This is a genomic window from Parapedobacter sp. SGR-10 (genome assembly GCF_011030405.1).
In the GTDB taxonomy this organism is placed as follows: Bacteria; Bacteroidota; Bacteroidia; order Sphingobacteriales; family Sphingobacteriaceae; genus Sphingobacterium.
Genome location: NZ_JAAJTJ010000001.1, coordinates 380,054 through 393,292 on the forward strand (window position 1 = coordinate 380,054; position 13,239 = coordinate 393,292).

8 protein-coding genes are annotated in these 13,239 nt (G+C 42.7%); 2 read left to right on the forward strand and 6 right to left on the reverse strand.

Annotation, left to right across the window (positions count from 1 at the left end):
* Positions 1 to 6: 6 nt before the first annotated feature.
* From G5B00_RS01580 to G5B00_RS01590, 3 genes are all read right to left on the reverse strand, one after another.
* Entirely contained in the window at positions 7 to 3,486 is a 3,480-nt protein-coding gene (locus tag G5B00_RS01580) for a TonB-dependent receptor (protein WP_163871487.1), read from the reverse strand.
* A 132-nt stretch (positions 3,487 to 3,618) separates the two neighbouring features.
* Positions 3,619 to 4,791 (reverse strand): FecR family protein, encoded by a 1,173-nt coding sequence (locus G5B00_RS01585; RefSeq protein ID WP_163871488.1) that lies wholly within the window; start codon positions 4,789 to 4,791, stop codon positions 3,619 to 3,621.
* Positions 4,792 to 5,075: 284 nt separating this feature from the next.
* Positions 5,076 to 5,651, reverse strand: a complete 576-nt coding sequence (locus G5B00_RS01590; RefSeq protein WP_163871489.1) for an RNA polymerase sigma factor — start codon at positions 5,649 to 5,651, stop codon at positions 5,076 to 5,078.
* Between the two features lie 382 nt (positions 5,652 to 6,033).
* Between G5B00_RS01590 and uvrA the strand changes: the two genes are divergently transcribed.
* Positions 6,034 to 8,877, forward strand: coding sequence for an excinuclease ABC subunit UvrA (uvrA, locus tag G5B00_RS01595; RefSeq protein ID WP_163871490.1), 2,844 nt, complete (start codon positions 6,034 to 6,036; stop codon positions 8,875 to 8,877).
* Between the two features lie 67 nt (positions 8,878 to 8,944).
* On the opposite strand, the gene G5B00_RS01600 is transcribed toward uvrA, so the two are convergent.
* The 3 genes from G5B00_RS01600 to G5B00_RS01610 all read right to left on the reverse strand — a co-directional run bounded on the left by G5B00_RS01600 (position 8,945) and on the right by G5B00_RS01610 (position 11,843).
* Positions 8,945 to 9,469, reverse strand: a complete 525-nt coding sequence (locus G5B00_RS01600; protein ID WP_163871491.1) for a hypothetical protein — start codon at positions 9,467 to 9,469, stop codon at positions 8,945 to 8,947.
* Positions 9,470 to 9,511: 42 nt separating this feature from the next.
* Positions 9,512 to 10,300: a hypothetical protein gene (locus G5B00_RS01605; RefSeq protein WP_163871492.1), complete on the reverse strand. Its 789-nt coding sequence runs from the start codon at positions 10,298 to 10,300 to the stop codon at positions 9,512 to 9,514.
* Between the two features lie 67 nt (positions 10,301 to 10,367).
* Positions 10,368 to 11,843: a TPM domain-containing protein gene (locus tag G5B00_RS01610; RefSeq protein ID WP_163871590.1), complete on the reverse strand. Its 1,476-nt coding sequence runs from the start codon at positions 11,841 to 11,843 to the stop codon at positions 10,368 to 10,370.
* A gap of 229 nt (positions 11,844 to 12,072) precedes the next feature.
* Here G5B00_RS01610 and G5B00_RS01615 point away from each other — a divergent pair, with 229 nt between their 5' ends.
* Entirely contained in the window at positions 12,073 to 13,191 is a 1,119-nt protein-coding gene (locus tag G5B00_RS01615) for a serine hydrolase domain-containing protein (RefSeq protein WP_205966247.1), read from the forward strand.
* The last annotated feature ends 48 nt before the right edge of the window (positions 13,192 to 13,239 follow it).

The following is a 13,239-nucleotide window of genomic DNA, read 5'->3' on the forward strand; positions in this document are numbered from 1 at the left end:
ATTCTATTAAAATGAAAGATTAACACCTAAATTAAAAACACGCTGAAGAGGATACCCCAATCCATTGCCACCCATCTCAACATCCCACAACTTAAACTTACTGAATACCAGAAGATTGGTTCCGCTTAAATAAAAACGACAGGAAGATAAATTAACCCGATCTATCCATTTTTTTGGTAGTTCGTAACCAATCTCCGCACTTTTGAAGCGTAAAAACGCATTATTTCGCAGAAACCAGGTGCTACGCTGATTGTTGTTATCGATAAGTATGTTTGACAGTCGTGGCCATGCCGCATTGGGATTTTGAGACAATTCTGTCCAATGGTCATCCGCAATAAATTGGGCCAAACCTGTTTCCAATATCTTGCCATCAGAAGAATGCTGACGGAAAGGTGACATGGTGGCGGCATCAATCCAAAACGAAGACCGTGCAGAACCTTGAAAAAAGATGGACACATCTAGATTTTTATATCCTGCGGACAACCCAAAGCCGTAATTTATTTCTGGAATAGTAGGGTAACCGATAGGTACTCTGTCGAGTTCATTGATGATATTGTCACCATTGATATCCTTGTATTTGATGTCACCTGCCATATATTCTCCAAATTCTTGACGTGGAGAGTTGGCTACGTCCGCATCGTCGATAAACAGTCTTTCGGCCACATATCCCCACTGTTGTTTCACAGCGTTACCTCTCTTTGAAAGCCAATCCATATTAAGACGAGAGTATTCTGCTTCTTCATAATAGAGATAAGTCGAACGTGCATAAGTGAAGTTTGCTCTTCCGATCAACCAGGCCGTGCTTGAAAGATTGTGCTTGTAATCCAGTGAGGCATCTATACCTCTTCCCTGAGCTTCGCCCACATTGACCTGCGGCGTACTCCACAAGCCCATTTCTACAGGAATATCTGCTCTAGATTGGAGAATATTGCTCCTATATTCGTGAAACAGGTCCGCTATAATGTCTACTTTTCCATTAAACAGCCCCAATTCCAAACCTACATTCGTTTTACGAGCGATTTCCCATCCTATATTCGGGTTAGCATAATTTCTGATAAGTACGCCATTATGGTTAATACCATTGAAATTATAACCTGTAGTGAAATTGCCACCACCGCCAATGGTCACCTCCGAAAGATAAAAGAAGCGTTGTGAACCTATCTCATCATTTCCGACCAGGCCATAGGTACCGCGAAGTTTCAGTTTGGAAACGATCTCTTTCAATTCGCCTTTCCAAAAACTCTCTCTATCGACAGACCATCCTATTCCCACAGAAGGGAAGAAACCCCAGCGGTGACCTTTGTCAAACTTTTCAGACCCGTTGTAACCAAAATTAAATTCAGCAAAATAACGGTTATCGTATCCATAGGTAAGTCTTCCAGATAATCCGAGATTGCGCTGCGGCAGCGAAGCAGAAAGCGTAGCAGCATTTGCAGTAAGTGCGTTGCGGGCTATCCCTACCAACATTCCACTGACTTCATGCTTTGCATTGAAGGTACGGTTGTAGGCCAAAGAAGCCTCTCCATAAAAAGAACTCTCGACGGCCTTGTATCCGGGAGCATAGGTAATAAATTCGCTACCACCGGTAGGATTCAGTTCGGTCAGTCTATATTCATCCGTGAACCTGTTGTACTGACCTGGTAGGATCTGATAGTAAAAAGGGCTATAGGATCTGGTAAGGTCAAATCCGGATATTCGGGTTGTATTGCCCAACAACCTACCTGTAAGTCCTGGAACCAAAGCACCCAGATCTTGTTTGAGCTCCATCTGTGCCATCATCTTAGATCTACTTTCTTGTCGATACCCTCTCAACAATTCAGCATAAGGATTCATGTATGAATCACCCTCAAAGCCCCCAAATAGAATATGTCCAGCTCTACGGAAAAATTCATCTGGTTCGAAATAAGCCGGAAAACGGACAGGACTAACCTGCAGTACTTTTCTGTACATATCGCTACCACCTGCAATAGGACCATTATAATCATCGAATGTCCCGTGTAAACGGACAATGGCTTCTGTAGATGAGGTAAGGTTAATATTGATATTGGAGCGGAGCATGTACTGTTCATAATCGACATTACTGTTAAAATTGTTCCGCTCGTCCACTTTCAATATCCCATTGTCCTTTGCAAAGGAACCTGCAATATAATAGCGCGCCACAGTGCCACCACCCGAAATATTCAAATTCGCACGCTGGTTCATCGCCACATCCTTAGTGATCATATCCATCCAATCTACGGCGGGATACACAAATTGATTCCGATCGGCATTCATGGTAGCATCGATTTTATTATTCGAGTAGGGAGTCGATGCTAATGGATTGCGGGTAGATGCAGCTTCGTTTGCCAAACGCATATACGTAATGGGATCTGCCATTTTAATCGTAGAGGTAGGTTCTGAAAAAGAGTTTTCCATACGAACACTAACCCTGACTTTACCTTCTTTACCCTCTTTGGTCGTAATCAGTATCACTCCGTTTGCACCGCGTGCACCATATAACGAGGTTGCTGTCGCATCTTTCAGGATAGAAAAGTTCTGAATATCATCGGGATGCATCTTTGACAAATCTGTAGGAGTCACTTCCACATTATCTATCAATATGAGCGGATCGACTTTACCTGCCCCAAAAGTCGTCACACCACGAATAAAGAAATCCGCATTATCGCGCCCCGGCTCGCCACTGGTTTGGTAAGAAATCATACCTGCAATGCGTCCTGCCAAAGCAGTTGTCAGGTTACTGCTCGGCACTCTTAAATCTTTCGGAGAAACCGAGGTGATAGCAGAGATTACACTTTCTTTTTTCTGTGTTCCAAAGCCGACTACGACGACTTCCTCGAGACCTTCAAGGTCTTCTTCCATGCTGATCGTGATCTCCTGCTGATCACCTATCAATACTTCTTGTGTGATGTGACCTACCAAAGAGATCACAATGGTTTCTCCCTTACCGACATTGAGGACAAAACGACCGTTGAGATCCGTACCGGTTTTAAGGTGGCTTTTGCCTTTCACTGTGACAGTTACTCCCTGTAAAGGTTGCTTGGAGGCATTGGTCACCAACCCGGTCACCAGATTCTCCTGAACCGTGTTTGGTCTGTCTCTTTTGGGTGGAGCCTTATAAGCATTTGGAGTCTTTTTCTTTATGACAATTGCCTTCCCCTTTATGGTATAAGTTAATTCATTTGGTTCTAAAATCGTTTTTAACGCTCTCTCCAACGACACATTCTTTATATCGATATCGATGGCTGGCGTTTCTTTGATGATTGCAGCATTACAGATCACCGTATAGTTCGTCTGTTTTCTGATTTCTCGGAATATATCTACAATAGGCACACTTTTCTTGGTGAGACTTACCGTTTGGGCCAATACTCCTGCTTGTAGTTGAGATACTGCAACCAAAAGAAATAAAACAATCATCTTCATAATAAGCAGATATCCGTATCTAGGGAACAGCTTACCTGTCCCAATAGATAAAACGTAATTTTTCATTACCTTTGATTGGTTAAGTTTTTAAATGTTATTGCTTTAGTACATTTTCAAGAATGAAACCATCCACCGGGGAAGTGCCACCTTCTCCGGTTTTTCTAACAGTCTTGTATTCATCGAAGGTCTTGTTTATAGCTACTTCATCAGCTTTACCCTCCTTCCTTCAATCTTAAACTGAATATTATCGTCCGTCATTTTGATGACCTGCAACACTTCACTAAAGTTGTCATAACGAGATATAGATCCCCAGATAGATATATCCTGCACATCCGAAGCAATCTCTACCTCAATATCATACCATCTTGCCAATTTACGCATCACACTGCTCAGGCTTTCATTGTTGAACATAAATTCACCATTCTTCCAAGCTATACTTTCTGCTACATCTATGTTCTGGACCTGAATAGCATCTTCTTTTACCAAAGACTGCTGTCCCGGTTGGAGGACTTTAGATGTCCGATCTCCTAGAGACACCTTTACCTTCCCTTCTAGCAGCGCCACCGCAGACGTTGATTCTTCAGTATATGCATTGACGTTGAAATGAGTACCAAGGACCTCTATTTTTTCTTGCTTCGTCTTTACGATAAAAGGTTTTTGCGCATCTTTTGCCACTTCAAAATAAGCTTCTCCCTCCATTTCGACCATACGGATACTATCGGAGAATACCCGGGGATAGTGTAGTTTACTTTCTGCATTTAGCCATACTTTTGTACCATCCGACAAAGACACTTGGTATTGCCCTCCCCGCGGCGTAGCCAGGGTCAAGGTCATATTTTGATCCAATGCCTTCTCTTCCCACACCACTGAACCATCCTCATAAAGCAACCTATCCGCCACGATAATACCTCCGTAAGAAGAGCTTAATTCCAATTGTTTGCCATCCGATGTGGTCAGTATGGCTTTATTTGTCCCTGGAGAAAAACTTGCTGCGCTTTGCAGTGTCGTCTGCCCCAAACCTACAAAGCGATCACCAAGTACATAAAACGCTGCAAAAAACAGTACAGCTACCGAAGCCGCTATGACCGCTACCCGCTTGAAGCTTATGATCTGAGGCTTCCTTTCCTCTTTGATCCGGGATAATATGTCTTGCAACATGTGATCCCCTTTATTATCGATCTTTTCGTCATCGAATGACTTATACTGATCCAAAGCATCCTCAAGGTCATCCGGATTATCAAGGCTCTTCACAAAGTCAAGCAAATCGGGATATTTGGTCAAAAGCTGCTGCAACTTCTCGTTTGAATCGGGATGTATATCACCTTTTAGGTAGCTCTTTAAAAGGTGAACAGCTTGATTGATATGGTGCATGATATAGAGCCTTTATGATAGAAACACGATAGGAAAGGATATCTTTCATACTTTTTGAAGAAAAATCACAAGCAGCTGATTACTAATATGTTTTTTATACGATTTGATAAATAATGGAAAAAACATACAAAATGAAAATTTTATATCGATCGTCAATGTAAAGGTGAAAATTGACCCGGCTTGTCAGGAGGACTCATCAAAAAGAAACCACAAATGTCCAGTGTGATAATTCTTTCGTCAAGTACAGAGGGATTTGTAAGGCAAATGATCATTTGCCCCTATCATCAAACAAAAAACTGGGGTAAAAAAAACAATAGATAGAATGCATCTTTTATCTTGAGGGAACTCCGGAGCAAGGCGATCATTCTGGAACGATGTACGTACACGGCCGTAGGACTTATTTTGAGTTTTTTACCGATTTCCTCTACGGTCATATCCTCCAGATAGGTCATATTAAACACTTCACGTTGCTTTACCGACAGCCGACCAACCTCTTTATAGATCTGTTCCAACAATTCGGTTTGGACTATTTTGACAAACACTTCCGCATCCTCAAACAAATCTTCTTTCCATCTCTCTATTTCTTCGATATTCCACTTTGCCTGTGGTCGTCTCAAATGATTCAAGCAAGCATTCTTGGTAGAGATATATAAAAATGCTTTCAATTTTTGCATGGAGTCAAAATCCGCTCTCAACCGCCATACCTTAACAAAGGTATCAGAGACAATTTCTTCTGCAGTCTCACGATCCACAAATTGTGAAGAAAAATAAAGCAACGAACGCTTATAAAGACGGTAGATTGCTGTTAAGCCCTCCTCTTTTCCTTTTCTTAAATTATCGATCAATTGAGAATGATTCATGGATATATCTCTTCCGTTTTTAGGGATTTGAAACTTTCATAAAGCGAAGCTATTCTTATTATTAAGGTTGCATTTCTCCATTGTCTTCCTAATTTATAACCCACACCCCAAAACTAGAGAATATATTTTGTTCATAGACAATCTCTAATGTCAAAATAAATTTAATAACATCTTGATAACATAAAGATAACCCTTAGCGAAACAATGAAGTGACTCCGATTTACGTTTATAACTATTCGAAGTTAGTCAAGTCTTTTTATAAATACAAATCAGTGCACAAAAACCAGTAAGTCAGACAGGTCTTTAGGTTTTGAAAACCTTATAGGTCTTACCAAAAAGCCGTTTTATTTCCGTAACTTTGCAAGTTGTAAAAAATGTTCGAATGGCTAAGACAAAAGCAGTAGATTTAGTGGATCAAAATGAAGTAGAGGTCTTCGGAGCGAGAGCCCACAATCTAAAAAATATAGATGTATCCTTTCCCAGAAATGAGTTGGTCGTGATCACAGGGTTGAGTGGCTCTGGCAAATCATCTCTTGCTTTTGACACCATCTATGCCGAAGGCCAACGCCGTTATATGGAAACTTTTTCGGCCTATAGCCGTCAATTTTTAGGCGGATTGGAACGACCCGATGTGGACAAGATTTCCGGACTTAGTCCCGTCATCTCCATCGAACAAAAAACAACAAGCAAAAATCCCCGTTCTACTGTCGGCACCATCACCGAAATCTATGATTTTCTTCGCCTGCTCTATGCCCGGGCAAGTGAAGCTTTTTCCTATGTGACGGGCAAGAAGATGGAGCGTATGTCCGAAGACCAGATCGTCGACAGGATACTCGAAGACTTCAAGGAGGAAGCCATCCATATACTGGCGCCCGTGGTCAAGGGAAGAAAAGGACATTACCGCGAACTCTTCGAGCAAATACGCAAACAAGGCTATACCAAAGTGCGTGTGGACGGTGAAATATCGGATATTGTACCTAAAATGCAGGTAGACCGCTACAAGATACACGATATCGAAATCGTCATCGACAGGCTCAAAGTCTCGCAGGAAGACAGAAAACGACTTTACACCTCTGTATTGCAGGCCATGAAAGCGGCCAAGGGCATCATCAAGATCAGCAACAGAGAGAATACACGCGAGCAGTTTTTCAGTCGGTATCTGATGGACGCCGAATCAGGAATTTCCTACGATGAACCCCAACCCAATACATTTTCATTCAACTCACCTTATGGAGCCTGTCCAAAATGTGATGGGTTGGGCTATATTTTTGAAATCGACAAAAATATAGTTATCCCCGACCGTAAAATCAGTATACAAAAAGGAGCGATTGCCCCATTGGGTCCTCTACGGGAGTCCTGGAACTCCGCTATACTGAAAGCTGTAGCCCATAAGTTTGATTTTTCACTAGCCGCACCTATCGAAAAACTCAGCGAAGAGCTGATCGACACTTTGCTGTTCGGTTCCGAAGAGCCAATACCTCTGACTGTATCTTACGGTGCTTATGGTGCTCGGGAATACCGTGTCAATTTTTCGGGGCTCCTCAAAATGCTCGAAGAAATGAGCGGAAAACAAAACGACGATTCTCCAGCTTTGGAAGACTTCCGCACCAAGGTTTGCTGTCCTTCCTGCCAAGGAGCCCGATTAAAGCAGGAATCCTTGCACTTCAAGATCGATGGCAAAAACATCAGCGAACTGGCCGCAATGGACATTTCCACACTCATGGAATGGTTGGTCAATCTCGAAACACGCATGGACGAACGGCAACAGGTCATCGCTACCGAGATACTGAAAGAGATACGTGCGCGTCTCGGTTTTTTATTGGATGTGGGTCTGAACTATCTGACACTCGACCGCTCATCAAAAACGCTGTCAGGAGGAGAAGCCCAACGCATCCGCCTGGCTACACAGATCGGTTCACAGTTGGTGAATGTACTTTATATCTTAGACGAACCCAGTATCGGACTGCACCAAAGAGACAATGAGAGATTGATCAGCTCACTTAAAAATCTAAGAGATATCGGCAATTCAGTATTAGTCGTCGAACACGACAAAGACATGATCCTCAATGCCGACTATGTCATCGATATGGGACCTGCTGCTGGTATCAATGGTGGAAAAGTCGTCGCCAAAGGTACGCCAAAAGATATCGTTGAGGCAGATACCCTCACAGCTGCCTACCTCAATGGAAGAAAAGAAGTAAGCATCCCTCAACAGCGCCGAACAGGAAATGGCAAGACCCTTACACTAAAAGGGGCTACAGGCAACAATCTCAAAAATATTTCCCTGGACTTTCCACTAGGAACGTTGATCCTGGTAACCGGCGTCTCCGGATCGGGAAAATCCAGTCTGATTACCGGCACACTCTATCCAATCCTCAACAAGCATTTTTTCAGAGCCAAGTCTACCCCTATGCCCTACAAGAGCATCGAGGGATTAGAACACATCGATAAAGTCATCGAAATAGACCAAAGCCCGATCGGCCGTACTCCAAGGTCCAATCCTTCTACATATACCGGCGTATTTTCGGATATCCGTACGCTGTTTGTACAGTTGCCGGAAGCAAAGATACGAGGGTACAAGCCCGGACAATTCTCATTCAATGTCAAAGGAGGTCGTTGTGAAACCTGTCAGGGAGCGGGCATGAAGATCATCGAAATGAATTTCTTGCCCGATGTACAGGTTCCTTGTGAAACTTGTCAGGGCAAGCGATACAACCGAGAGACATTGGAAGTACGCTACCGGGGCAAATCCATATCCGATGTGTTGGATATGAGCATAGACGAAGCTGTGGAGTTTTTTGAAAATATCCCATCGATCTATCGCAAGATCAAGACATTGAAGGATGTAGGCTTAGGCTACATCACCTTAGGACAATCATCCACGACACTATCGGGTGGTGAAGCACAACGGGTCAAGCTGGCCACAGAGCTGTCCAAGAAAGATACCGGAAATACGTTCTATATCCTCGACGAGCCGACAACAGGTCTGCATTTCGAAGATGTCAACGTGTTATTGGGGGTTATCAACAGGCTGGTGGACAGGGGCAATACTGTCTTGATCATCGAACACAACCTCGATGTCATCAAGGTGGCGGACTGGATCATTGATATGGGCCCCGAAGGGGGAAGAAATGGCGGAAAACTTATCTTTTCCGGAACGCCAGAAGAGCTTGTCAAGCAAAAGAACAGTGAGACAGGTAGGTTTTTAAGAGAAGAAATGAGGTAATCATGTAGAGACGCCTTTAATGGCGTCTCCTACTATCCGTAGTGTTGGGCGAAGCGGTCACTACGGATCAACAATAGAATGGAGTCTGAGACTCCTTTTCATTTAGCAAGTTCGTAGAGACCCTACGGAACTCTACGAACAGTAAATCCGAAAAATCTACTCTTATTTCCAACTTGAATTTGGTATCCATCAAAGGACCACTCCAAATCCCGGGCGACCAGTACTTGCGTTTAATGATATCAATTATAGCTTGTGCGGAGCCGTAACCAATATCCTTGACGATTTCAAAGTTTTGAGGCTGCATTTTTTTGACCCAAAAATGAAGTTCAATATCGCCAACAGCCTTATTCTTTATAGCATCAAAGCTCCAGGTTATTTCGTTGATAATGCTATGATACAACAAACGAGGTGGAATGGGCAGTCCTTCTGCAGATATAAATATTCCTTGTTGAGCTAAAGAATCTGTCTGTACACGGGTGTATTTATGTGTGCTAACGGTAGCCAAAGGCTCCAAAGATATAGATGTAATCTGTGCCGAAGCAATAGACACATATATACCCAAAAAACAGATAGATATTAGAAACATTTTCATAATTGTCTTATATTCCTCTATTCCTCGCGGCTTAACCGCATTCTATTTTAGTACCAATTGAAAAAAGCCCAATCTTTCATCGTCCGTATTGCCGTAATATGTATTCCGAAAATAGAGCTCCTGATCTGATTTCCAAAAGACATCACCGATCGTACAAAGATCAAATGCCTCTTTGGTGAGATGCATAGGTACACCGGTACAAAACAGATATTCCCCCTCAGCCTGTTTTTGGATAAAATAGGAGGAGCATTCCTGTCCCGGAAACCAGCCGTTCAAACGATAACGCTTATTGGGCGAATGAACGATATAATCCGGATTTCCTACCTGCTCCACATCCATTAACCCATTCTTCAGATTAATGCTAAAATCCGAAGTATGGCCCCCTTCAAATAGCACGATATCCTCCGTCGGATAATATTTGACAAAGTATACATCAGAAAAAATTCCTTTTTGAAGGTTTTGATCAAAAACCTCCCCATTTTCGAACCGCACCATCGAAATCATCTGTCCATCCAACAGCGAATCAATGATACGCTGTCCGTCGTTCCAACCGCCAAAGACCACTTTTCCTTGAAGTATTTTTTTTGCCTGTTCGAAATCGGCAATGTAAGGAATCGTATCCTGTTCGACATAGAATTTTTGCCTTTGCTCAAAATACGAAACCGAATCAATCCGATAGATCGCGATCGTATCGTTATCAAAAAGCAGCTGCCTTTCCATATTTTTTTGTATCTGCAAGGTGTCTGCTTCGTTTCCGAGTGGAACCTGCTTATTGGAGGAGGCATTATGACAGCCCCATATCAGCATACTGCAAAAAACAAGATATTTCATCGTATTGAATAAGTAAAAGTTAATCTATTCCTCATTTGCTTCGACTGTATGTTGTACTTTGTTCAGACTACCATCTTCCCCCGGCTCCACCACCGCCCGAAGAACCACCACCAAAACTTCCACCGCCACCTCCTGATGAAGATCTGCCACCACCAGACGAACCGGAGCTCCCCGAACTTTCGCTTTTACGAGGGATAGTATAATATCCTTTGGACAGAAAGTAATTACAGTTCTGACAAGAATCAAATCGCTCGCCCTGACCGGAAGAAGAGTATGTGGCGGATTGAATGGTTCTCGTCTTGTTTACTTCTAATGTATAATAGTGACATTTCGGACATTCCCTAAACCGGGAACTTTTTTCCCAGGCAACCAGTTTGACCTCATTGGTTTTCCTATTCTTCCAAATCTCATAACGCAAACTCTTGACCGTTTCTTCCTTGATCTGCCCGTTATTGAGGTATTGTTTTGGTTTCGCTCCCCTATCAGCTCTATTTATACGTTCCCAGTCACCACTGTTATCAGGAGGGGTAAATCTTCCTGTATTTTTAGCAAACCTGTTAAAGATCATACCCAGATCGATCCATGCCAACGGTGTCAGCAGCATAGGGATAAAAAGGTAAGTCGTAAATCTTTTTAACGTACGCTGCAAGTCCTCCTCATCTTTAAAACTTTTGGTAATGGCCGATCTTCCATTTGTAATCTTCATGGCCAACACGATTGCACAGAAAATAAAAACGAAATAAGGCAGATTTTTAGCCTGATAAATTTCTTCCAGGTTGCCAAAGACAAAAAGAAAGACAAACAAGCTCACAAACATCAGCAACAACATACAGCCCATACCCCAAAATATCGGTGCAATCAGTTTTGGTTTCTTTTTAGTACCTTTTAATAATCTGGCAGCGACAAAATGGACGTACAAATAAAGACCTGTAAAAAGTATGAAAATAAACAGGGAGTTCATCAGTACCGGATTACGCGTGCTCCAAAAAGACATCGCTTCGGGCATCATGGATTCCAATTCGGCTATACTATCCGGAGATTTAAGAATATGCGAGATGAATTGTGATGCTTCTAACACACCTGTATCGTAGTCTTCCTGTCGAAAATAAGGCACAAGGTATTTTTCTCCCACCCTTTTCAGATAAGCATCGGGAAAGATACGCTCCATACCGTATCCCGAAATAAAGCGGTATTCCCGTCTATCTTTGGCGATAAAGAGCAATAAGCCATTATTTGATTCTTTTTTACCTATACCCCAGCTATTGAACAGTTCCAGCGCAAACTCAAAATCACTGTGCCCAACATAGTCATTTACAATGACGATAGCATACTCGGCACCTGTCAGGCTATCTATCTCTTGGGACATCGCGTCCAATGTCGCGACTGTACCATAACTTAAAATCCCATCCGGATTACTGACGAAATGCTCCTGTCCCCGATCCTTCGGGCTAGGTACATTCTGGACAGTGTATTGCCCCATTGCCGATACCCACATCCATATCCCGACAAGAGCGAATAAATACTTTTTATATAATGTTAGCATGAATCAATCAAATGATCATCATAAATGTAGGCATAAAAAAAGAAAAAAATTACTATTATTTTGTCATTCCGAGGTACGAGGAATCTATCTTTAAACGTATTCAAAACTATTTTCGATTCTTTCTTCGTCAGAATGACAAATTTTTCGCCTCCTTTCCTCTACTCCCTTCCCTCCTTTCATCCGTCTATAACTTTAATTGGCGTATATTGCCTATTGTTTTGATAGAATTATGATAAAGATCAACAGAGAAATAAATCGTTATGGTGTCCGTATGACCTTAGCATGTTTCATCATCCTGCTTGCCGTAAGCTGTAAATCCTCCGATCCGCAGCCGACCGATACAGCTCCGATAGACAAGACCACAGCTACATTTCCAAACGCCCGATGGGAAAAGATCGACAAGGCCGAGGACGCTGGTTTCTTATCGTCCAAACTGGATTTGGTCGCTCACCAGTACAATCAACATCAATCCGCAGCCTTATTGGTCATCTACAAGGGAAAAATTTTGTACCAAAGAGGGGATATTAACCACAAGTACCAGAGCCATTCCTTGCGCAAAAGCTTTCTGAGTGCGCTTTACGGCAATTACGTCAAAAATGGTGATATTAATCTTGATTGGACGATGACCGATCTATCGATTGATGACAACGAAGGTCTTTCAACCGTCGAAAAGCAAGCCACTGTACGGTACCTGTTGCAAGCCCGGTCGGGCATCTACCATCCTGCTCTTTACGAATCCGAAGCTATGGTGAACCGAAAACCCGATCGCTATAGCCACGCACCCGGCACATTCTGGTACTATAACAACTGGGATTTCAACGCTTTAGGCACAATCTTCATGCAGCAGACAGATAAAGATATATACCAAACTATATATAATGAGTTGGCTATACCCTTACAGATGGAATATTTTAAGGTAAATGATGGGCAATATGTAAGCGGTACAGAATCGAGGCATAAAGCCTATCCATTTCGGATAACGGCTAGCGATCTGGCACGGTTCGGCCTGCTGATGCTGAACAAGGGTAAATGGAAAAACCAGCAGATCATTCCCGAATCATGGGTAACCGAAAGTACACAGTCCTATTCGGATGCCGCGGCTTCACAAAATTCTGGATACGGGTATATGTGGTGGGTCAACAAAATAGGGACTACATATAAATTGCTACCCAACGTAGACCTACCCGACGGTGCTTATATGGCTGCCGGTGTGGGCGGGCAGATTATGCTCGTCATCCCCACCTATGACATGGTTATCGTACACCGGGTGAATACAGACGCAGGTCATAGCGTGTCCAATGCCAATATAGGCAGGCTGTTTCAACTCATTCTGGACGCCAGATCGTAAAAACACCGATCCTAATCGAAAAAATATCCTTATATTCAACAGCATAAA

Excerpts from the sequence above, each read along its gene's own strand:
- G5B00_RS01605 (WP_163871492.1), bottom strand. The coding sequence starts at position 10,300 with ATGAAATATCTTGTTTTTTGCAGTATGCTGATATGGGGCTGTCATAAT.
- G5B00_RS01585 (WP_163871488.1), bottom strand. The coding sequence starts at position 4,791 with ATGCACCATATCAATCAAGCTGTTCACCTTTTAAAGAGCTACCTAAAA.
- G5B00_RS01610 (WP_163871590.1), bottom strand. The coding sequence starts at position 11,843 with ATGCTAACATTATATAAAAAGTATTTATTCGCTCTTGTCGGGATATGG.
- G5B00_RS01600 (WP_163871491.1), bottom strand. The coding sequence starts at position 9,469 with ATGAAAATGTTTCTAATATCTATCTGTTTTTTGGGTATATATGTGTCT.
- G5B00_RS01580 (WP_163871487.1), bottom strand. The coding sequence starts at position 3,486 with ATGAAAAATTACGTTTTATCTATTGGGACAGGTAAGCTGTTCCCTAGA.
- uvrA (WP_163871490.1), top strand. The coding sequence starts at position 6,034 with ATGGCTAAGACAAAAGCAGTAGATTTAGTGGATCAAAATGAAGTAGAG.
- G5B00_RS01615 (WP_205966247.1), top strand. The coding sequence starts at position 12,073 with ATGATAAAGATCAACAGAGAAATAAATCGTTATGGTGTCCGTATGACC.
- G5B00_RS01590 (WP_163871489.1), bottom strand. The coding sequence starts at position 5,651 with ATGAATCATTCTCAATTGATCGATAATTTAAGAAAAGGAAAAGAGGAG.